Annotated in this window: 20 protein-coding genes; 2 read left to right on the forward strand and 18 right to left on the reverse strand. The window is 59.6% G+C overall.

Annotation, left to right across the window (positions count from 1 at the left end; genetic code table 11):
* Positions 1-23: 23 nt before the first annotated feature.
* The 13 genes from ACQZ5M_RS12005 to sdhC form a co-directional block, all read right to left on the reverse strand.
* Positions 24-662 carry a LysE family translocator gene (locus ACQZ5M_RS12005; RefSeq protein ID WP_312809368.1) on the reverse strand — a complete coding sequence of 213 codons (639 nt, stop codon included), beginning with the start codon at positions 660-662 and terminating at the stop codon, positions 24-26.
* A 13-nt stretch (positions 663-675) separates the two neighbouring features.
* Positions 676-1,089: an MAPEG family protein gene (locus ACQZ5M_RS12010; protein WP_296020412.1), complete on the reverse strand. Its 414-nt coding sequence runs from the start codon at positions 1,087-1,089 to the stop codon at positions 676-678.
* Between the two features lie 67 nt (positions 1,090-1,156).
* Positions 1,157-2,401 carry a 2-oxoglutarate dehydrogenase complex dihydrolipoyllysine-residue succinyltransferase gene (gene odhB, locus ACQZ5M_RS12015; RefSeq protein WP_449079867.1) on the reverse strand — a complete coding sequence of 415 codons (1,245 nt, stop codon included), beginning with the start codon at positions 2,399-2,401 and terminating at the stop codon, positions 1,157-1,159.
* Positions 2,402-2,456: 55 nt separating this feature from the next.
* The gene (locus tag ACQZ5M_RS12020) at positions 2,457-5,453 is read right to left on the reverse strand and encodes a 2-oxoglutarate dehydrogenase E1 component (protein WP_296020415.1); all 2,997 of its coding nucleotides are present in this window, start codon (positions 5,451-5,453) and stop codon (positions 2,457-2,459) included.
* Positions 5,454-5,708: 255 nt separating this feature from the next.
* Complete coding sequence (sucD, locus tag ACQZ5M_RS12025) at positions 5,709-6,611, reverse strand: succinate--CoA ligase subunit alpha (protein ID WP_296035224.1); 903 nt, start codon at positions 6,609-6,611, stop codon at positions 5,709-5,711.
* Positions 6,612-6,629: 18 nt separating this feature from the next.
* Positions 6,630-7,823, reverse strand: a complete 1,194-nt coding sequence (gene sucC / locus ACQZ5M_RS12030) for an ADP-forming succinate--CoA ligase subunit beta (RefSeq protein WP_449079868.1) — start codon at positions 7,821-7,823, stop codon at positions 6,630-6,632.
* Positions 7,824-7,855: 32 nt separating this feature from the next.
* Positions 7,856-8,818, reverse strand: coding sequence for a malate dehydrogenase (mdh, locus tag ACQZ5M_RS12035; protein ID WP_062424888.1), 963 nt, complete (start codon positions 8,816-8,818; stop codon positions 7,856-7,858).
* 178 nt (positions 8,819-8,996) lie between these two features.
* Entirely contained in the window at positions 8,997-10,160 is a 1,164-nt protein-coding gene (gene zapE / locus ACQZ5M_RS12040; protein ID WP_449079869.1) for a cell division protein ZapE, read from the reverse strand.
* A gap of 64 nt (positions 10,161-10,224) precedes the next feature.
* The gene (locus ACQZ5M_RS12045) at positions 10,225-10,755 is read right to left on the reverse strand and encodes a protease inhibitor Inh/omp19 family protein (RefSeq protein WP_296020427.1); all 531 of its coding nucleotides are present in this window, start codon (positions 10,753-10,755) and stop codon (positions 10,225-10,227) included.
* Positions 10,756-10,958: 203 nt separating this feature from the next.
* Positions 10,959-11,738 (reverse strand): succinate dehydrogenase iron-sulfur subunit, encoded by a 780-nt coding sequence (locus ACQZ5M_RS12050; RefSeq protein ID WP_296020430.1) that lies wholly within the window; start codon positions 11,736-11,738, stop codon positions 10,959-10,961.
* A gap of 17 nt (positions 11,739-11,755) precedes the next feature.
* Positions 11,756-13,597, reverse strand: a complete 1,842-nt coding sequence (gene sdhA, locus ACQZ5M_RS12055; protein WP_296035219.1) for a succinate dehydrogenase flavoprotein subunit — start codon at positions 13,595-13,597, stop codon at positions 11,756-11,758.
* A gap of 6 nt (positions 13,598-13,603) precedes the next feature.
* The gene (sdhD, locus tag ACQZ5M_RS12060; protein WP_296020435.1) at positions 13,604-13,984 is read right to left on the reverse strand and encodes a succinate dehydrogenase, hydrophobic membrane anchor protein; all 381 of its coding nucleotides are present in this window, start codon (positions 13,982-13,984) and stop codon (positions 13,604-13,606) included.
* A 12-nt stretch (positions 13,985-13,996) separates the two neighbouring features.
* Entirely contained in the window at positions 13,997-14,389 is a 393-nt protein-coding gene (sdhC, locus tag ACQZ5M_RS12065) for a succinate dehydrogenase, cytochrome b556 subunit (RefSeq protein WP_296035216.1), read from the reverse strand.
* 303 nt (positions 14,390-14,692) lie between these two features.
* On the opposite strand from sdhC, the gene ACQZ5M_RS12070 reads away from it, so the two are divergent.
* Complete coding sequence (locus tag ACQZ5M_RS12070; RefSeq protein WP_449079870.1) at positions 14,693-15,058, forward strand: hypothetical protein; 366 nt, start codon at positions 14,693-14,695, stop codon at positions 15,056-15,058.
* A 30-nt stretch (positions 15,059-15,088) separates the two neighbouring features.
* Here ACQZ5M_RS12070 and ACQZ5M_RS12075 read toward each other — a convergent pair whose 3' ends face one another.
* From ACQZ5M_RS12075 to tsaD, 5 genes are read right to left on the reverse strand one after another with little or no spacing between them, the layout of a single operon-like run.
* The gene (locus tag ACQZ5M_RS12075) at positions 15,089-15,733 is read right to left on the reverse strand and encodes a class I SAM-dependent methyltransferase (RefSeq protein ID WP_449079871.1); all 645 of its coding nucleotides are present in this window, start codon (positions 15,731-15,733) and stop codon (positions 15,089-15,091) included.
* 8 nt (positions 15,734-15,741) lie between these two features.
* Complete coding sequence (locus tag ACQZ5M_RS12080; RefSeq protein ID WP_062424897.1) at positions 15,742-16,185, reverse strand: EVE domain-containing protein; 444 nt, start codon at positions 16,183-16,185, stop codon at positions 15,742-15,744.
* Between the two features lie 14 nt (positions 16,186-16,199).
* Positions 16,200-16,493 carry a YciI-like protein gene (locus tag ACQZ5M_RS12085; RefSeq protein ID WP_296020444.1) on the reverse strand — a complete coding sequence of 98 codons (294 nt, stop codon included), beginning with the start codon at positions 16,491-16,493 and terminating at the stop codon, positions 16,200-16,202.
* Positions 16,494-16,519: 26 nt separating this feature from the next.
* Positions 16,520-17,509, reverse strand: coding sequence for an NAD(P)H-dependent glycerol-3-phosphate dehydrogenase (locus ACQZ5M_RS12090; protein WP_449079872.1), 990 nt, complete (start codon positions 17,507-17,509; stop codon positions 16,520-16,522).
* Complete coding sequence (tsaD, locus tag ACQZ5M_RS12095; protein WP_296020448.1) at positions 17,506-18,603, reverse strand: tRNA (adenosine(37)-N6)-threonylcarbamoyltransferase complex transferase subunit TsaD; 1,098 nt, start codon at positions 18,601-18,603, stop codon at positions 17,506-17,508. The genes ACQZ5M_RS12090 and tsaD overlap by 4 nt, the downstream gene beginning before the upstream one ends.
* Before the next feature lie 72 nt (positions 18,604-18,675).
* Between tsaD and hemC the strand changes: the two genes are divergently transcribed.
* Positions 18,676-19,605 carry a hydroxymethylbilane synthase gene (gene hemC, locus ACQZ5M_RS12100; RefSeq protein ID WP_449079873.1) on the forward strand — a complete coding sequence of 310 codons (930 nt, stop codon included), beginning with the start codon at positions 18,676-18,678 and terminating at the stop codon, positions 19,603-19,605.
* The last annotated feature ends 3 nt before the right edge of the window (positions 19,606-19,608 follow it).

Here is a 19,608-nt window from a genome sequence, read left to right on the forward strand (position 1 = left end):
CCCTGCCGTGTCGCAACTGCATGTCAGGCCGCTTTTTCGGTTGCGAGCTTGATGCCAAGCGCGATAAAGACCACGCCGCTTGTGCGGTCGATCCACTGGCTGGCGCGGGCAAAGGCTGAGCGCATGCGCGGCGTCGTCATGAACAGGCTGACGCCGACGAACCATGCGATGAGGCAGCTTGCCATGACGATGCCATAGCCGAACTTGATCATGACCGGCGTGTGGGCATGCACCACAGTGGAGAAGATCGAAAGGAAGAAGAAGACGGGCTTCGGGTTCAGCGCATTGGCGGCAAAGCCAAGCGTGAAGGATTTGAGAGCGGACTGACGCTTATGCGCTACCGCGTTCTCCGAAACCTCCGGCAGTTCCATCTTGCCAGCGCGCAGGGCCTTGATGCCGATGTAGATGAGGTAGGCGACGCCGAGCCACTTGACGATATTGAAGAGATAGATCGACTGCGAGATGATCAGGCCAAGACCGAGGATCGTGTAGGTGACGTGAAACATCAGCGACGTGCCGATACCGAAGCTGGTGATGATGGCCTCGCGACGTCCATGCACCATGGCCTGACGCATGACCATGGCGAGGTCAGCGCCGGGGGAGACGATCGCGAATGCAAAAATGGCCATCAGGGATGCAAGTTCGACGACATACTGGTGCATGATTTGGCCGCCTTCAGAACATCAATACGAAGAACATCAGCAGCAAGCCGATCATCGATCCGACCCAGATGAGGGACCGGATATAAGGTATGCCCATCAGATAGAGCGGGATGTAGATGATGCGGCACACCAACCAGATCCATGCGCCGATCAAAGCAAAACCGGACGGGTCGCCCGCCATGATCACGCCGAAGGCGAGAGCGATGAAGGCCGGATAGGTCTCGCGAAAATTAGCCGAAGCGCGCTTGGCGCGACCGGCAAGCTTGCCCTTGGCCTGGCGCTCATCATCACGCGGACCGGCATTCCACTCGCGCCCAAGCTCCTTGGTCGCGATTAGCGCCTGCAACATCACATGGATCACGAGGATCATGACGCTCAAGCCGATAACCGGCAGAAAGGGCGAAGCGGCGAGGAATGTCGGTTGCAAGGGATGCTCCTTATAGGAATTCAGCGGGATTTCACTTGAAACCCCGCTGAAACGAAAAGCAAGTCGATTAGAGATCGAGAACCAGACGTTCCGGATCTTCCAGGCTTTCCTTGACGCGCACGAGGAAGGTCACGGCTTCCTTGCCGTCAACGATGCGGTGATCGTAGGAGAGCGCCAGATACATCATCGGACGGATGACGACCTGACCGCCGATGGCGACCGGACGCTCCTGGATCTTGTGCATGCCGAGAATACCGGACTGCGGTGCGTTGAGGATCGGCGAGGACATCAGCGAACCGTAAACGCCACCATTGGTGATGGTGAAGGTTCCGCCCTGCATGTCTGCCATGCCGAGCGAGCCATCACGGGCTGCCTTGGCAAGACGGCCAAGTTCCTTTTCTACGCCAGCGATGGAGAGCTGGTCCGCATCGCGAATGACTGGAACGACAAGACCCTTGTCCGTGCCGACAGCCATGCCGACGTGACAATAGTTCTTGTAGATGATGTCGTTGCCGTCGATCTCGGCATTGACGGCAGGCAGTTCCTTCAGCGCGTGGGTCACGGCCTTGGTGAAGAAGCCCATGAAGCCGAGCTTCACGCCGTGCTTCTTCTCGAACACGTCCTTGTAGCGGTTGCGCAGATCCATGACCGCCTTCATGTCCACCTCGTTATAGGTGGTCAGCATGGCAGCGGTGTTCTGCGCGTCCTTGAGGCGGCGAGCAATCGTCTGGCGCAGGCGCGTCATCTTCACGCGCTCTTCGCGAACGGCGTCCTGCTCTGCAGAAACCGGACGCGCTGCGGTAACCGGTGCAGGGGCAGCGGCAGGAGCCGAGACGCCCTTGGCGACAGCAGCCAGAACGTCACCCTTCAGAACCTGGCCGCGCTTGCCCGAACCATCGACCTGATCGGCAGACAGGTTGTTTTCGGACAGGAGCTTGCCGGCAGCAGGCGCTGGGGGGACCGAGCCGGATGCAGCAGGCGCCGGTGCTGCAGCAGCAGGCGCTGCGGCAGGAGTCGGAGCGGCAGCAGGAGCGGCAGCAGCAGGAGCCGGTGCAGAGGTGGCGGCACCAGCAGCACCTTCGGCGATCTGGCCGAGGAGTGCGTCGAGCCCGACGGTTTCGCCATTCTGGGCAACGATCTCGGTCAGCACGCCGGAGGCAGGAGCCGGGACTTCGACGGTAACCTTATCGGTTTCCAGTTCGACTAGCGGCTCGTCAGCCTTGACGGTATCGCCGACTTTCTTGAACCAGGTGCCGACAGTCGCTTCGCTGACGGACTCACCCAGTGTTGGTACGCGGATTTCAGTGGCCATGTTATCGTTCCGTTATTCAGGTGTCTTTGTTGCGAGGGTCGAAGCGGGAGAGCGGTTACTCTCCCAATGCGTCTTCGAGGAACGCAGCAAGCTGCGCCAGATGCTTGGACATCAGGCCGGTCGCCGGAGAGGCGGCAGCCGGACGGCCCGTGTAACGGACCTTCTGGTACTTGGCGTCGATATGCGCCAGAACCCATTCGAGATACGGGTCGATGAAGGACCACGCGCCCATGTTCTTCGGCTCTTCCTGGCACCAGACCATCTCCGCATTGCGGAAGCGGGACAGCTCGTTGATGAGCGCCTTGGCCGGGAACGGATAGAGCTGTTCGATACGCAGCAGGTAGACATCGTCCACACCGCGCTTCTCACGCTCTTCCAGAAGGTCGTAATAGACCTTGCCGGTGCAGAGCACGACGCGACGGATCTTGGAATCCTTCTGCAGCTTGATCGGACCGTCCTTGATAACTTCCGCATCGTCCCACAGCAGACGGTGGAAGGAGGATTCGCCCGCCATTTCCGTCAGCGAAGAGGTCGCACGCTTGTGGCGCAGCAGGGACTTCGGCGTCATCATGATCAGCGGCTTGCGGAAGTCGCGCTTCACCTGACGGCGCAGAATGTGGAAGTAGTTGGCAGGCGTGGTGCAGTTGGCAACCTGCATGTTATCTTCGGCGCAAAGCTGGAGGAAACGCTCCAGACGGGCGGAAGAGTGCTCCGGACCCTGACCTTCATAGCCATGCGGCAGAAGGCAGACGAGACCGGACATGCGAAGCCACTTGCGTTCACCAGACGAGATGAACTGGTCGAACACCACCTGGGCGCCGTTGGCGAAGTCGCCGAACTGGGCCTCCCAAAGGGTCAGCGCATTCGGACGAGCAAGCGAATAGCCGTATTCAAAACCGAGAACGGCTTCTTCAGACAGCATCGAGTTGATGACTTCGTAACGCGCCTGGGTCGGCGACAGGTTTGCCAGCGGAATGTAGCGCTCTTCTGTCTCCTGATCGTAGAGAACCGAGTGACGCTGCGAGAAGGTGCCGCGTTCGCAATCCTGACCGGAAAGACGGATCTTGTGGCCGTCGACGGCAAGCGAACCGAAGGCAAAGGCTTCGGCCATCGCCCAATCGATTCCTTCACCGGTTTCGACCATCTGTGCGCGGTTTTCCATGAAACGCTGGATCGTGCGGTGCGCGGTAAAGCCTTCCGGAATGGTCGACAGCTTCTTGCCGATTTCCTTCAGCTGCTTCATCGGCACGCCGGTCTTGCCGCGACGCTGCTCGTCGGCATTGTCAGCTGCGCGCAGACCCGACCACTGACCGTCCAGCCAGTCGGCCTTGTTCGGCTTGTAGCTCTGGCCGGCTTCGAATTCCTGCTCCAGATGGCCGCGCCAGTCCGCCTTCATCTTTTCGAATTCGCCTTCGTTCATCAGCCCTTCGGCAATCAGGCGGTCGGCATAGATGCGGGCAACGGTCTTGTGGCCACGGATGACCTTGTACATCTTCGGCTGCGTGAAGGACGGCTCATCGCCTTCGTTATGGCCGAAGCGGCGGTAGCAGAACATGTCGATGACGACAGGCTTGTGGAACTTCATGCGATATTCGGTCGCGATCTTGGCCGCATAGACCACCGCTTCCGGATCATCGCCATTGACGTGGAAGATCGGCGCTTCGATCATCTTGGCAACGTCGGACGGATAAGGCGACGAGCGCGAGAAAGCGGGGTTCGTCGTAAAGCCGATCTGGTTGTTGATGATGAAGTGCATGGTGCCGGCAACGCGGTGACCGCGAAGACCGGACAGTCCGAGAATTTCGGCAACGACACCCTGGCCTGCGAATGCGGCATCGCCGTGCAGCAGAAGCGGCAGTACCTTGGCGCGCTCCGACAGCGGAATGGTGTCGCCATCCCAGACCTTCGCCAACTGGTCCTGCTTGGCGCGGGCCTTGCCCATGACCACAGGGTTGACGATTTCCAGGTGCGAGGGGTTTGCCGTCAGCGACAGGTGAACCTTGTTGCCGTCGAATTCGCGGTCGGAAGAGGCACCGAGGTGGTACTTCACGTCACCCGAGCCTTCGACATCGTCAGGCTTAAAGGAGCCGCCCTTGAACTCGTGGAACACGGCGCGGTGCGGCTTGCCCATGACGTTGGTCAGGACGTTCAGACGGCCACGGTGAGCCATACCGAGAACGACTTCTTCTAGACCGTCCTGGCCGCCGCGCTTGATGATCTGTTCGAGCGCCGGGATCAGCGATTCACCGCCATCCAGACCGAAACGCTTTGTGCCCTTGAAGCGCACGTCGAGGAACTGCTCGTAGCCTTCAGCTTCGACGAGCTTCGACAGGATCGCCTTCTTGCCTTCGGCAGTGAAGGCAACGCCCTTGTCCGGACCTTCGATGCGTTCCTGGATCCAGCCCTTTTCGTCCGGGTTGGACATGTGCATGAATTCGACGCCGATGGTGGAGCAGTAGGTGCGCTCCAGAATATCGATCATCTCGCGCACGGTCGCATATTCGAGGCCGAGCACGTTATCGATGAAAATCTTGCGGTCGTAGTCGCTTTCCTCGAAGCCGTAGGACTTCGGCGACAACTCGTTGTAATCCTCAACGGCGCTGGCAATGCCGAGCGGATCGAGCTTGGCATGCAGGTGGCCGCGCATGCGGTAGGCGCGGATCATCATGATAGCGCGAACGCTGTCACGGGTCGCCTGCAGCACTTCGGCTTCGGAGACCGGCTTGCCGGTCGCAGCACCCTTGGCTTCGGCCTTGGCCTGAACCTTCTTCTCGATGGCCTTTTCGACCGTCGCCCAATTGCCGTCGAGTGCGGAAATCAGCTCACCGCCAGCCGCGATCGGCCAGTTGTCGCGCTTCCAGGAGGCGCCCTTGGCGGCCTTCTTCACATCGTCGGGATTGTCGGACAGACCCTTGAAGAAACTCTGCCACTCAGGCGATACCGAGGAAGGGTCCTCTTCGTACCGGGCATAGAGCTGCTCGATATAGGCCGCATTCGCGCCGTCGAGAAACGACGTGATCTGAAACTGCTCGTTGGCTTCTTGCCTTGCCATTGTTTTTCCGCGGACGTGGTGGTCCGCCTCCTCAATCCCGTTGATGGTCATTCGCGACCGGTCGCTTGCATTCTTGCCGCTTGAGCATCGCCATGTTTCTGAGAAGAAACGCCGGGATGCTCGAAAGCCTCTGGTCTTGCATGTCAGACGCGAAAACCGATCGACCCATCGTGGTCAGGCTCTTGCATCCGTCTTCATGCGGCTTCGGGCAGGCTACCGTCTCCGGCCCCTGCCCGCTGCCAGATTATGTCAGTCTCAGCCCTTGAGGACTTCGACCAGCGTCTTGCCAAGACGTGCCGGAGAGGGCGAAACCTTGATGCCCGCTGCTTCCATGGCAGAGATCTTCGATTCCGCGTCGCCCTTGCCGCCGGAAACCACAGCACCGGCATGACCCATGGTGCGGCCCTTGGGCGCCGTACGACCGGCAATGAAGCCAGCCATTGGCTTCTTGCGGCCCTTCTTGGCTTCGTCGATCAGGAACTGGGCTGCATCTTCTTCAGCCGAACCACCGATTTCGCCGATCATGATGATCGAGGTCGTGGCTTCGTCTGCGAGGAACATTTCCAGCACGTCGATAAATTCCGTACCCTTGACCGGGTCGCCACCGATACCGACAGCCGTCGTCTGGCCGAGGCCTTCGTTGGATGTCTGGAACACGGCTTCATAGGTCAGCGTGCCGGAGCGCGAGACGATACCGACCGAACCCTTGCGGAAGATCGAGCCCGGCATGATGCCGATCTTGCATTCTTCCGGCGTCAGGATACCTGGGCAGTTCGGGCCAAGCAGGCGCGAGTTCGAACGGTCGAGGCGAGCCTTGACGCGAACCATGTCTGCAACCGGAATACCTTCGGTGATGCAGGTGATGAATGGGATCTCGGCGTCGATCGCTTCGATGATCGCGTCCGCTGCACCTGCTGGCGGAACGTAGATCACGGATGCGTCTGCACCGGTCTTTTCCTTTGCTTCGGCAACGGTTGCGAAGATCGGCAGGGTTTCGCCCTTGGAGCCGGTCCAGTTGGTGCCGCCCTTGGAGGGGTGAATACCGCCGACCATCTGCGTGCCGTAATAGGCAAGCGCCTGTTCGGTGTGGAACGTACCGGTCTTGCCGGTCAGGCCCTGCACGAGGATCTTTGTGTCTTTATTGACGAGAATGGACATGAATCAGGATCCTTAAAATTAGCCGTTGACCGCGGCGACGATCTTCTTGGCAGCATCGTCCAGATCGTCGGCAGCCGTGATGGCGAGGCCGGATTCGTTCAGGAGCTTCTTGCCAAGTTCGACATTCGTGCCTTCCAGGCGCACGACGAGCGGAACCTCAAGACCGACTTCCTTCACTGCGGCGATAACGCCTTCAGCGATGACGTCGCACTTCATGATGCCGCCGAAGATGTTGACGAGGATGCCCTCGACCTTCGGGTCTGCGGTGATGATCTTGAAGGCTGCAGCGACCTTCTCCTTGCCAGCGCCACCGCCGACGTCGCAGAAGTTTGCAGGCTCTTTGCCGTACAGCTTGATGATGTCCATCGTTGCCATGGCAAGACCGGCGCCATTGACCATGCAGCCGATGTTGCCGTCGAGAGCAACGTAGGCGAGGTCCCACTTGGAGGCTTCGATTTCCTTGGCGTCTTCTTCGGTCTCGTCGCGCAAAGCCTTGACGTCGTCATGGCGGAACAGCGCGTTGCCGTCGAAGGAGACCTTGGCGTCGAGAACGCGCAGATGGCCATTTTCCATGACGATCAGCGGGTTGATCTCGAGAAGCGCCATGTCCTTTTCGACGAAGGCCTTGTAGAGGATCGGGAACAGCGACTTTGCGTCTTCGGCAGCAGCGCCATCAAGTTCCAGCGCGCTGGAGATCTTGGCAACGTCTTCAGCCGTTACACCGGCTTGCGGATCGATAGCAATCGTGTGGATCTTCTCGGGCGTGTCGTGGGCGACAGCTTCGATGTCCATGCCGCCTTCGGTCGAAACGACGAAAGCAACCTTGCCGACCGAACGGTCAACCAGCAGCGAGCAATAGAGTTCGCGAGCAATGTCGGCGCCGTCTTCGATGTAAAGACGGTTGACCTGCTTGCCGGCGTCGCCCGTCTGGGCGGTAACCAGCGTGTTTCCGAGCATGTCCTTGGCGTGGGAAACGACTTCCTCGATGGACTTGGCGAGGCGAACGCCGCCCTTGGCGTCAGGGCCGAGTTCCTTGAACTTGCCCTTGCCGCGGCCACCGGCGTGGATCTGGCTCTTGACCACGTAAAGCGGGCCAGGAAGCTGCTTGGCAGCAGCTTCGGCTTCTTCGACCTTGAGGATGGCAACCCCTTCGGCAACCGGCGCACCGAAGCTCTTCAGAAGAGCCTTGGCCTGATATTCATGAATATTCATGGATTATTCCCTGTTTACAGCCTGAGAGGCAATTACTTCAGCGACGGAGCGATGTTGACGCAGGCTTCGCAAAGACCGGCAACGGCACCGACGGACTTCTGGAAGGCTGCTTCCTCGTCCTTGTTGAGTTCGATCTCGATGATGCGCTCGATACCGCCAGCACCGATAACAGTCGGCACGCCGACATACATGTCGTTGACGCCGTACTGGCCGGAAAGGTAGGCGGCAGCAGGCAGAACGCGCTTCTTGTCCTTGAGGTAGGATTCGGCCATCTCGATAGCGGAAGCGGCAGGCGCGTAGTAGGCAGAACCAGTCTTCAGGAGACCAACGATTTCCGCGCCGCCATCACGGGTGCGCTGAATAATCTGCTCGAGACGCTCAGCCGAGACCCAGCCAAGCTTGACGAGGTCGGTCAGCGGAATGCCGGCAACGGTGGAGTAACGTGCAAGCGGCACCATCGTGTCGCCGTGGCCGCCGAGAACGAAGGCGGTGACGTCTTCAACCGAAACGTTGAACTCTTCGGAGAGGAAGAGGCGGAAACGGGCGCTGTCGAGAACGCCGGCCATGCCGACGACCTTGTTCTTCGGCAGGCCGGAGAACTTCTGCAGAGCCCAGACCATGGCGTCGAGCGGGTTGGTGATGCAGATCACGAAAGCATTGGGGGCATACTTCTTGATGCCCGCGCCAACCTGTTCCATGACCTTGAGGTTGATGCCGAGAAGATCGTCGCGGCTCATGCCGGGCTTGCGGGCAACGCCTGCGGTGACGATGCAAACATCTGCGCCTTCGATGGCAGCGTAATCGGACGCGCCGGTGAGCTTTGCGTTGAAGCCTTCGACCGGACCGGACTGGGCAATATCCAGACCCTTGCCCTGCGGAATACCGTCAGCAATATCGAAGAGGACGATGTCGCCCAATTCCTTCAGGCTGGCGAGATGCGCCAGCGTGCCGCCGATCATGCCAGAACCAATAAGTGCAATTTTTTTGCGAGACATCGAATGCTTCCTCTTAAGCTTCAACTCAATTTTCCGCAGACGGACTGCGGCTGAAATTGTCGCACTCGGCTTAGACGCATTGGCCAAAAATGGCAACCGATTCTTTCAGAGCAAGGTTTTTCAATCGTTTAGATGATAAAATTCTTACGTAAGCGTAATATATTGTGTCATTAAAACGTCATGCTGCACGCCGTTTCTCGTTGTGAAGCGCGAGATAATCGGCACTTCTCATCTCGAAAAGCCGAGATGCAGTCCGATCGAACTCGAAACCTTCGATACCCTTTCTGGTCCCCAGAAGATCCTCCGGCATGGCGGCGGCAGAGGCGAAGAGCCGAACAGTGTGATCGTAAAGCGCGTCGATCAGGATGATGAAGCGCTTGGTCTCATTGCGGCGATCCGCGCTCAGCATCGGTATGTGATCGATGAAAACCGTATCGAACCGGTCGGCAATGGCCAGAAAGTCGGACGCGCCGAGAGGCTTCTCGCAGAGATCGCGGAAAGTAAAGCGTGCGACCCGCCCCGCTGCGCGCGGCACGAGGACCGAGCGACCCTTCATCTCGATCTCCACCGGCGCGACGGCCTGCCCCACAGTCAGATGATGCCAGGCCATGTCCATCGCCTGATCGGCCGCACCATCGAGCGGCGTCACATAGACGGGCAGGCTCTTGACCTTCTCCATCCGGTAGTCGATCGGGCTATCAAGGCTGACGACCTCGACATTCTGCTGCAACAGATCGATGAAGGGCAGGAACAGGCCGCGATTGAGGCCGTCCTTGTAGAGATTGTCTGGCACGACGTTGGAGGTCGTCACCAGCGTGCAGCCATTGGCGAAGAGTTCTGTGAAGAGCCGGGCCAGGATCATCGCATCGGCAATGTCCGTGACGGTGAACTCGTCGAAGCAAAGCAGTTCAGCTTCGGCAAGCAACTGCGCGGCCACCGGCGGGATTGGATCGGCCTGTTTGGTCTCACCGCTTTTCAGCTTCTGCCGGTGCGCATGGACCCGGTTATGTACATCGGCCATGAATTCATGGAAATGGCAACGCCGCTTCTTCTCGATCGGCGCCATCTGGAAGAACATGTCCATCAGCATGGTCTTGCCGCGACCGACACTGCCATGAACGTAAAGACCCTTGACTGAAGGAGAAGATGCAGCCTTGCGGGCAAACATCCAGCCGAGCGCGCTTTTCTTCTTGGCTGGCTTGCGCAGCTTCAGATCGGAGAGGATTCTGTCGAGATGGGCCGCGACGCCAAGCTGGGCAGCATCCGCCTTCAACTCGCCGGATGCCGTCAATGCGTTGAGTTGCTCAACGACACTCTGGTTATAGGCCGGCACTGGCTGCATGGAGAAAGACCCCGCGCGCGAAGCGCACGTCGCTTGAAGCAGACGCGCGCTCCTCGTCGATCTGTTATCGGCTCAGGCTCAGAGGCTGGCCGTTATTGGTCGTACCGTCGTAACGGGCGTCAGACGTCTTGTAGACGCGGCCGATCGTATCGCCTGCACGGTTCTTGAACTGGACCATCTTGCCAGAGACTTCCCAGGAGCCCATGGCCGTCAGGTCGCCGGTGCAACCGCGCGTACCCCCACGCGAGCCGCTGCCGAGATTGGTGAGCGTCAGGAACATGTCGCAGTTGGCGGCACCGTTGGAAACGCGCCAGTTGCCAACCATCGATTCCTTGGTCACGTCGAGCGCCGTCGTCGGCGCAGATGCCATTGTCGTGCTTGTCGGTGCTGCTGCAGCCGGCGCTGTCGGGAACTGCGACGAGCCGCCTGGAGGAGGAAGCGCGCCGGACTGGACGGAGGGAACGGGCTGAGCCTGAAGCGGCGGCGTATAGCCGGGTCCAGCATTGGAATTGCTGCTATAGTCGTAAGAGGTACGCTGGCAACCGGCGAGGCCGATAACGACCATAAGGCCCGTCACCACATATCTAACTTGCATCTCAAGCTCCCGATTCTCTTCGCTTCGGAAAATTCATGGTTACACAAAGCGGCTGAATTATTACCAAAGCCTTAGCTAACGCAAGACGCAGCAACGATAATTGCCATTTCGACGGCATTTTAGGAAAATTCCTGGCCGTTTGCGAATAAAGAAGCCGCGACCTCGGGCCGCGGCTTTGACATGTCTCAAGGATCAGGCCACCATCAAACGCGACGCTCGACCATCATCTTCTTGATCTCGGCAATCGCCTTGGCAGGGTTCAGACCCTTCGGGCAGGCCTGCGCGCAGTTCATGATCGTGTGGCAGCGATACAGACGGAAAGGATCCTCGAGGTTATCGAGACGCTCGCCCGTTGCTTCGTCGCGGCTGTCGATCAGCCAGCGGTAGGCCTGGAGCAAAACGGCTGGACCAAGGTAACGGTCGCCATTCCACCAGTAGCTGGGACAGGAGGTGGAGCAGCAGGCGCACAGAATGCACTCGTAAAGACCATCCAGCTTCTGGCGGTCTTCATGGCTCTGCTTCCATTCCTTGGCAGGCGTCGGAGATACCGTCTTCAGCCATGGCTCGATGGAGCGGTGCTGGGCGTAGAAGTTCGAAAGGTCCGGCACAAGATCCTTGACCACCGGCATATGCGGCAGAGGATAGACCTTCACCGTGCCGTTGATCTCTTCCATGCCCTTGGTGCAGGCGAGCGTATTCGTGCCGTCGATATTCATCGCGCAGGAACCGCAGATACCTTCACGACAGGAACGGCGAAGCGTCAGCGTCGGGTCGATCTTGTTCTTGATGTACAAAAGCGCATCGAGAACCATCGGGCCGCAATCGTCGATATCGATGTAATAGGTATCGATGCGCGGGTTCTGGCCGTCGTCAGGGTTCCAGCGATAGATCCGGTACTCGCGAACATTCTTCGCGCCTGCCGGCTTCGGCCAGACCTTGCCTTCGGTCATCTGAGAGTTTTTGGGGAGAGCAAGTTCAACCATGTCCAATACCTCTCAAATCAATAGACGCGTGCTTTTGGCTCGATCTTCTTAGGATCGATGCCATCGGCGATGAGTTCGGTGTGAACCGGACGGTAGTCGAGCTTGACGTCGCCCGCTTCGCTGACCCAGGCCAGCGTGTGCTTGCGCCAGTTGACGTCGTCGCGGCCAGCGAACGGACCATCGGTATAGTCCTCGCGTGCATGCGAGCCGCGGCTTTCCTTGCGGGCTTCCGCGCCGTAGACCGTGGTGATGGCGTTGGCCATCAGGTTTTCCAGTTCCAGCGTTTCCACCAGATCGGAATTCCACACCATCGAGCGGTCGGTGACCTTCACGTCCGGAAGTTCCTTCCAGATGGCGGAGAGACGCTGGCAACCGTTTGCAAGCGATTCCTGCGTGCGGAACACGGCGGCATCTTCCTGCATGGCGCGCTGCATCTTGTCGCGCAGCACCGCCGTCGGCGTGCTGCCGCTGGCGTTGCGCAGACGATCGAAGCGATCCATGATCTTGTCGCAGGCAGCAATGTTGAGCGCCGGCACCGGCTCCTCGCGGTTGATGACCTGGGCCGCACGGATGGCGGCTGCGCGACCGAAGACCACGAGGTCGATGAGCGAGTTGGAGCCAAGACGGTTCGCACCGTGAACCGAGGCGCAGCCCGCTTCGCCGACAGCCATGAGGCCGGGTGCGATGCGACCAGGATTTTCGCTGTCGGCATTCAGCACTTCGCCCCAATAGTTGGTCGGAATGCCGCCCATATTGTAGTGAACCGTCGGCAGAACCGGGATCGGCTCGCGCGTCACGTCCACGCCTGCGAAGATCTTGGCGCTTTCGGAAATGCCCGGAAGACGCTCATGGAGAACCGCCGGATCAAGGTGATCGAGGTGGAGGAAGATGTGGTCCTTGTTCTTGCCAACGCCACGGCCTTCGCGGATTTCCATGGTCATGCAGCGCGACACGACGTCACGCGATGCCAGGTCCTTGGCAGACGGAGCGTAACGCTCCATGAAGCGCTCGCCTTCGGAGTTAACGAGATAACCGCCTTCGCCGCGTGCGCCTTCGGTAATCAGGCAGCCCGCACCGTAAATGCCGGTCGGGTGGAACTGAACGAATTCCATGTCCTGAAGCGGAAGGCCGGCACGCGCGATCATGCCGCCGCCATCACCCGTGCAGGTATGCGCGGAGGTGGCAGAGAAGTAGGCGCGGCCGTAACCGCCGGTGGCCAGAACGACCATCTTGGCGGAGAAACGGTGGATGGTACCGTCGTCCAGGTTCCAGGCAACGACGCCGGTGCAGCGACCGTCATCCGACATGATCAGGTCGAGCGCGAAATACTCGATGAAGAATTCCGCATTGTTGCGCAGCGACTGGCCATAAAGCGTGTGCAGGATGGCGTGGCCAGTACGGTCAGCGGCAGCACAGGTGCGCTGTACCGGCGGGCCTTCGCCGTAATTCTGCATGTGGCCGCCGAAGGGGCGCTGGTAGATCTTGCCTTCGGCGTTACGCGAAAACGGCACGCCGTAATGCTCAAGCTCGTAGACCGCCTTCGGCGCTTCCATGGCGAGATACTGCATGGCATCCACGTCGCCGAGCCAGTCGGAGCCCTTCACTGTGTCGTAAAGGTGCCACTGCCAACAGTCGGGCGTCATGTTGACGAGCGAGGCGGCAATACCGCCCTGCGCCGCAACCGTGTGCGAGCGGGTGGGGAAAACCTTGGTGATGCAGGCTGTCTTGAAGCCCTGCTCGGCCATGCCGAGCGTTGCGCGCAAGCCAGCGCCGCCGGCACCCACGACGATGACGTCATAGGAATGGTCGACGTAGGTATAGGCCTTGCCGTTCTGTGAAGGTGAACTGTTCGGTGCCATGACGGATTATCCTGCGAATGCGATTTTCAGAACGGCGAAGAGACAGAGACCGCCGACGACTACCGCGAAGAAGGTGTTCAGCATCAGAAGAACCAGCTTGGGAACTTCTGCATGAATATAGTCCTCGATAATGACCTGCATGCCAAGCTTCATATGGATGAGGCCGGACACGACGACGAGCGCCATGATCACTGCAACGAGCGGATTTGAAAGAGCCGAAACGACGACCTCATAGGGTGCGCCGCCATACATGACCAGGAAACCGACGAAGAAGATCAGCAGCGGCACGTTGGCAACAGCCGTCACGCGCTGGCGCCAGAAGTGCTCGGTGCCTTCCTTGGCGGAGCCGAGACCACGAACCTTGCCGAGAGGGGTGCGCATATCCATGATTATATCTCCTCAGCGCACGATCAGGGCGACAACCCAGATCAGCGCGGTCAGACAGATCGAAACGACGAAGGACGCCTTGGCGAGCTTGGTGGTAAAATGCTTCTCGAAGCCGTGGCCGAGATCCCACATGAAGTGGCGCAGGCCGCCGAGCATGTGGTGAACCAGCGCCCAGGTATAACCAATCAGGATCAGCTTGCCGATCAGCGAGCTCATGGCCCATTGCACCCACGCGTAGGCATCGACGCCAGACGCGGTCGCGATCAACCACCAGGCAACCAGAAGCGTGCCGAAATAGAGTGCACCACCGGTAATACGGTGTACAATGGACGCAACCATCGTCGGAATGGGCTTATAGATTTGAAGATGCGGCGACAAAGGCCGATTATTTGTCGTGTTCGCCATATGAACCTCACGGCGTTTTTGGCGCCGATCATAGCCGGGCGCCCCCAAACAACGCACATGACGAAAGAATGTGCATTGCACCAAGCGCGACCTTTAATCGCACGAGGGCATCACGACAAGTACAATCGGCAACCGTTTTGAATTTAATCGATTGTGGTCTAAAAATTCTGCGTGATTCTTGGGATCGAAAATAAAATGTCGAGCGTTTCCAGACGTCAACATTCAAATTCATTTACGTAAACGTAAACACAAAAATGCCTTTCCGACTCAACGGAGAGCTTAAAAAACTAGATGGAGAAGATCATGTTCAAGCAGGCCCATTGGATCATTCCAATCCTCCTGATCGCCATTGGTTTCCCCTCTCTTGCGAGGGCGAACGACGGCCACCGCGACCATCGCTCGTACCGTCCTTACAGCCATTCGCAGCCCTCTGTCGTCGGCGGTTATGGTCTGCCGTCTTATATCAGAGGCCTTGGCACCTATGCAGGCGGACTGTCGGCGGCGCGTTTTCCTGGCAACGGAAACTATTTCTACGCCCAAAGCGGCGGTGCTTATCTGCCGGATGGATACCGCAAGACGACGGTCGAACCGCGCATCATCCACGTGAACCTGCGCACGATGAACGCTAACTGCCAATATGAAGCTGGCGTCTGCGTCATTCGCCCTTAACAGCCTTGCCTGAAGCGCGATGCTGTAGCTTTACGATAGACGCCAGACTGTCGTCTGCTTGATTTCGCTGTCTTCCAGCGCGCGCGTGACCGGCACCTGATAGGTAGCGCAGGCGGTCAACTTGGTCTTCGGGAGATAGGCGCGACCCGGATCGCCGACCAGCACGGCAATACCCCTGGCGACGAGGGCTGAGAACCAAGGGATGAGCGCATCGGCAAATCCCTTGTCGTAGAACACGTCGCCGGCAAGCAGAACGTCGGTGTCGATGTCATTGCCGATCAGGTCGTCGGAGATCACATCGATCGTCACCCCGTTCACCGCGGCGTTCAGCAGAACCGCGCTCTTTGCCCAGGGATCGATATCGACCGCGAGCACTTGTGAGGCACCAGCACGAGCCGCGGCAATCGCCACCATGCCGGAGCCGCTGGCGAAATCGACCACACGTTTGCCATGGACCACTTGCGGATTATCGAGAATATAGCGCGCCAGACCCTGGCCGCCGGCCCATGCGAAAGCCCAAAAGGGCGGAGGTAGGCCGATCTCTTCCAGTTCTTCTTCCGTCTTCAGCCACAGATCATGCGCTTCACTTGCCAGATGCAGGCGAAGCTCTGGAACATGCGGCGATGCCATGATGGTCGTATTGGCGCGGATGAAGTCGTCTGGCGCGGTCTTCAAGGTCTGGATCAGTCTGGCGAGCGCGGCGGCTTGTCGACACCTGCCATATGGCAGACTTCCAGATATTCCTCTTCCGTCACCGGCTGGACGGAAAGCCGCATGGAGGTAACGAGCGACATGTCGGCAAGCTTCGGATTGGCCTTCACCGCCTTCAAGGTCACGGGCTTCGGCACGTCGCGGACCGCCTTGATGTGTACGCAGTCCCAGCGCGCATCGCCCTCGGCAGAGGAATCAGGCTTCGACAATTCGCAAACCTCGACGATGCCTACGACTTCCAGCCCCTCATTGGAGTGGTAGAAGAAGCCCTTGTCGCCGAGCTTCATGGCCCGCATGTTGTTGCGTGCCTGATAGTTGCGCACGCCGGTCCATTCCTCGCCAGCCTCACCCTTGGCCTTCTGCTGTTCCCAGGACCATGTGTCGGGTTCGGATTTGAAAAGCCAGTAATTCGCCATATCGTCGTTTGTCCTCACGCCGCCGGATTGTTGAAGACCCAGTTATAGGGCTTCACATCGACGCTCTCGAACAGCCCTGCCTTAGCGTAAGGATCGGCATCGGCGAGAGCGCGCGCAGCCTCGATATCGGCGGCTTCAACGATCACCAGACTGCCATTCGGCTTGCCTTCGGCATCGAGAAACGGGCCAGCGATCTTCAGCGTGCCTTCGGCATTCAGTTTGTTGAGATGCTCCAGATGCGCCGGGCGCGTATCCATGCGCACATTCAGGTGACCGGGCTTATCTTTGCAGATAAAGGCAAACAGCATTGTCTTCTCCTCTTGTCGCCCAGTCACTACTCAGTGGTGATGGGCCGTGTCATCAATTGTCGCATGGCGGTCAGAATGTCCAGCCGTCCGTCGATGATCGCCGCAACCGCATCGGTCACCGGCATATCGACCTGATGCTTTGCCGCAAGACGCGAGGCCACGGAGGCTGCATAAGCGCCCTCGACCAGCCCGCCATGGAAGGCGGACGGCGAGTCCCCCTGCCCCAACGCTATGCCGAAGCGCAGATTGCGCGACTGGTGGCTGGTGGCCGTGAGCACAAGATCGCCGAGACCGGAAAGCCCGCGAACCGTATCCGCCTGCCCGCCGATTGCCACGACAAGCCGCGACATTTCGGCAAGTCCGCGCGCAATCAGTGCAGCACGTGCCGATTCTCCGAGCCCCGCCCCTTCGACAATCCCGGCGGCAATCGCCAGCACGTTCTTCAGAGCGCCACCAAGCTGCACGCCGATCCGATCGGTCGACGCATAAAGCCGGAAGGTCTGTCCGGAAATGGTTTGCGCCAGATGCTCTGCAAGCGCTGCGTCGCTTGCAGCAACCGCCATGGCTGTCGGCAGCCCCTTGGCGATATCGGCGGCAAAGCCCGGCCCCGAAAGCACGGCAACAGGATGAAAGGGCAATTCCTTTTCCAGCACGTCCGTCAGCAACTGGCCGGAGGAGCGGTCGATACCCTTGGCGAGCGTCATCACCACAGCATCCTTAGCCAGGTAAGGACCATAGTGGCGCGCCGCATCGCTTTGCGCCTGCGAAGGCATAGCAAACAGCACGATGTCTGCATTGCGCAGGACCTCGGGTTCGGCCGAGTATTTCAGCGCATCGGGGAGCGTAATGCCGGGGAGTGCTGCCTCATGCACGCCATCGGCCTGCAAGTCTGCCATCAGCGACGGATCGCGACCGAGCAGCGTCACCTCATGACGATTTTCCAGCGCAATCACCACCGCAATCGCCGTGCCGAACGCACCGGAACCGATGACGACGATGGTTTCGCGCTTGCTCATGCCTTGGCCCCACGCTTGCCGAAGCCGACAAGGGTCTGAGCCTCGGCATCGAGCGGCCAGCGCGAGCGCGGCTGCACATCGAGACTATCCGGCTCCATGCCTTGGGCCATGCGCTCGAGCCCCGCCCAGGCAATCATCGCCGCATTGTCGGTACAAAGTTGCAATGGCGGCGCGATGAAGCGGAAGCGGTGCTTGTCGCAGAGCGCCTGCAGGGTGCCGCGCAGCTCCTGATTGGCGGCAACACCACCGGCAACGACCAGGGCCGGGCCACCCTCTACAGTAGGAAATGTTTCGGTAAAACGCTGAAGTCCGCGGCCGATCCGGTCCTGAAGGGTGCGCGACACCGCTTTCTGAAACGAGGCGCAGATATCGGCGATGTCCTGGTCCGTCAGCGGCGCAATGGCGGTCGCCGCCTGCCGCACGGCGGTCTTCAGACCGGAGAAGGAGAAGTCGAGCCGTGCCTCACCCACCATCGGGCGCGGCAGGGGAAAACGATCCGGGTTACCGGTCTTTGCCGCTTTTTCAACCGCCGGTCCGCCAGGATAGGGCAGACCAAGCAGCTTGGCCGTCTTGTCGAAGGCTTCGCCGAGTGCATCATCGATGGTCGTTCCCCAGCGCTCGTACTGGCCGACACCGCGCACCAGAATGAGCTGCGTATGGCCGCCGGAAACGAGCAGCATCAGATAGGGGAATGACAACCCGTCCGTCAGCCGCGCCGTCAGCGCATGGCCTTCCAGATGGTTGACGGCATAGAGTGGCTTGCCCGCCGCTTTGGCAATCGCCTTGCCGGTCATCAGCCCGACGATCAGTCCGCCGATGAGACCGGGTCCAGATGTGGCGGCAATCGCATCGACGTCTTTCAGCGTTACGCCGGCCTTGCCGAGCGCTTCCTCGATCAGCGTATCGAGCGCTTCCACATGGGCACGCGCAGCAATCTCCGGTACCACGCCACCATAGGCGCTGTGTTCTTCCAGCTGCGACAAAACGACGTCGGAGATGATCTCGCCACGGCCATCGGCATGCCGAACCACCACAGATGCAGCGGTTTCGTCACAACTGGTCTCTATGCCGAGGATACGAAGAAAGGGGGTCATCTGCCGGTTCGTTGATTGCGGTGCTTTTGAAACTTAGGTACGAACACCTCCGGTAACAACGGATAGATGCCGATGCAAACAAAACCTTTCCGAATAGGCACGCGCGGTAGCCCGCTGGCACTGGCGCAGGCGTTCGAAACGCGCGACCGGCTTTCGGCAGCGCATGACTTGCCCCCGGAGATGTTCGAAATCGTGCCACTGGCAACCAAGGGCGACCGCATGACCGACCGCCCCTTGTCGGAAATCGGCGGCAAGGGTCTGTTCACCGAGGAACTGGAAGCGCAACTGCTGTCCGGTGATCTCGACTTTGCCGTCCACTCCTCAAAGGACATGGCGACCAAGCTGCCGGAGGGACTGGAGCTTCGCGCCTTCCTGCCGCGCGAAGACGTGCGCGATGCCTTCATCGGCAGAACAGCGCCTCGCCTTCTGGAGCTGCCGCATGGCGCGATCGTCGGCTCGGCCTCGTTGCGTCGTCAGGCCCTCATCCGTCGCCTGCGCCCAGATCTTGAGGTCATCATCTTTCGCGGGCTTGTCGATACGAGACTGCGCAAGCTGGCGGAAGGTCAGGCGGACGCCACCCTTCTTGCCTTTGCCGGCCTGAAGCGGCTGAACAAGGACGAGGTTCCAACCGAACTGTTGGACCCAAAGGCGTTTCCCCCTGCCCCCGCCCAAGGCGCTATCGGCCTTGAATGTCGCATCGGCGATAGCCGGATTCAGGACCTGCTCTCGGCCATCAACGACGTGCCGACCTATGATGCAGTGATGTGCGAACGCGCTTTTCTGGCAGCGCTCGACGGCTCCTGTCGAACCCCGATTGCAGGCCTTGCCACCTGTCATAGTGAGGATTTGCACTTCCACGGAGTCATCCTTACACCCGATGGGCAGACGGAGCATGCCGTAGAAGTGTCCGGCAGACTTGCAGATGCCGAAACGCTCGGACGTCAGGCTGGCGAAAAAGTGCGCCAAGCCGCCGGTCCCGGCTTCTTTGAAAGCTGGACATAAGCC

The sequence above is a fragment of the Rhizobium sp. 22-785-1 genome (assembly GCF_053521965.1).

What these genes read in the sequence shown, in the direction of transcription:
- ACQZ5M_RS12005 (WP_312809368.1), bottom strand. Translation starts at nt 662, where the DNA reads ATGCACCAGTATGTCGTCGAACTTGCATCCCTGATGGCCATTTTTGCA.
- odhB (WP_449079867.1), bottom strand. Translation starts at nt 2,401, where the DNA reads ATGGCCACTGAAATCCGCGTACCAACACTGGGTGAGTCCGTCAGCGAA.
- ACQZ5M_RS12020 (WP_296020415.1), bottom strand. Translation starts at nt 5,453, where the DNA reads ATGGCAAGGCAAGAAGCCAACGAGCAGTTTCAGATCACGTCGTTTCTC.
- sucD (WP_296035224.1), bottom strand. Translation starts at nt 6,611, where the DNA reads ATGTCCATTCTCGTCAATAAAGACACAAAGATCCTCGTGCAGGGCCTG.
- sucC (WP_449079868.1), bottom strand. Translation starts at nt 7,823, where the DNA reads ATGAATATTCATGAATATCAGGCCAAGGCTCTTCTGAAGAGCTTCGGT.
- mdh (WP_062424888.1), bottom strand. Translation starts at nt 8,818, where the DNA reads ATGTCTCGCAAAAAAATTGCACTTATTGGTTCTGGCATGATCGGCGGC.
- zapE (WP_449079869.1), bottom strand. Translation starts at nt 10,160, where the DNA reads ATGCAGCCAGTGCCGGCCTATAACCAGAGTGTCGTTGAGCAACTCAAC.
- ACQZ5M_RS12045 (WP_296020427.1), bottom strand. Translation starts at nt 10,755, where the DNA reads ATGCAAGTTAGATATGTGGTGACGGGCCTTATGGTCGTTATCGGCCTC.
- ACQZ5M_RS12050 (WP_296020430.1), bottom strand. Translation starts at nt 11,738, where the DNA reads ATGGTTGAACTTGCTCTCCCCAAAAACTCTCAGATGACCGAAGGCAAG.
- sdhA (WP_296035219.1), bottom strand. Translation starts at nt 13,597, where the DNA reads ATGGCACCGAACAGTTCACCTTCACAGAACGGCAAGGCCTATACCTAC.
- sdhD (WP_296020435.1), bottom strand. Translation starts at nt 13,984, where the DNA reads ATGGATATGCGCACCCCTCTCGGCAAGGTTCGTGGTCTCGGCTCCGCC.
- sdhC (WP_296035216.1), bottom strand. Translation starts at nt 14,389, where the DNA reads ATGGCGAACACGACAAATAATCGGCCTTTGTCGCCGCATCTTCAAATC.
- ACQZ5M_RS12070 (WP_449079870.1), top strand. Translation starts at nt 14,693, where the DNA reads ATGTTCAAGCAGGCCCATTGGATCATTCCAATCCTCCTGATCGCCATT.
- ACQZ5M_RS12080 (WP_062424897.1), bottom strand. Translation starts at nt 16,185, where the DNA reads ATGGCGAATTACTGGCTTTTCAAATCCGAACCCGACACATGGTCCTGG.
- ACQZ5M_RS12085 (WP_296020444.1), bottom strand. Translation starts at nt 16,493, where the DNA reads ATGCTGTTTGCCTTTATCTGCAAAGATAAGCCCGGTCACCTGAATGTG.
- ACQZ5M_RS12090 (WP_449079872.1), bottom strand. Translation starts at nt 17,509, where the DNA reads ATGAGCAAGCGCGAAACCATCGTCGTCATCGGTTCCGGTGCGTTCGGC.
- tsaD (WP_296020448.1), bottom strand. Translation starts at nt 18,603, where the DNA reads ATGACCCCCTTTCTTCGTATCCTCGGCATAGAGACCAGTTGTGACGAA.
- hemC (WP_449079873.1), top strand. Translation starts at nt 18,676, where the DNA reads ATGCAAACAAAACCTTTCCGAATAGGCACGCGCGGTAGCCCGCTGGCA.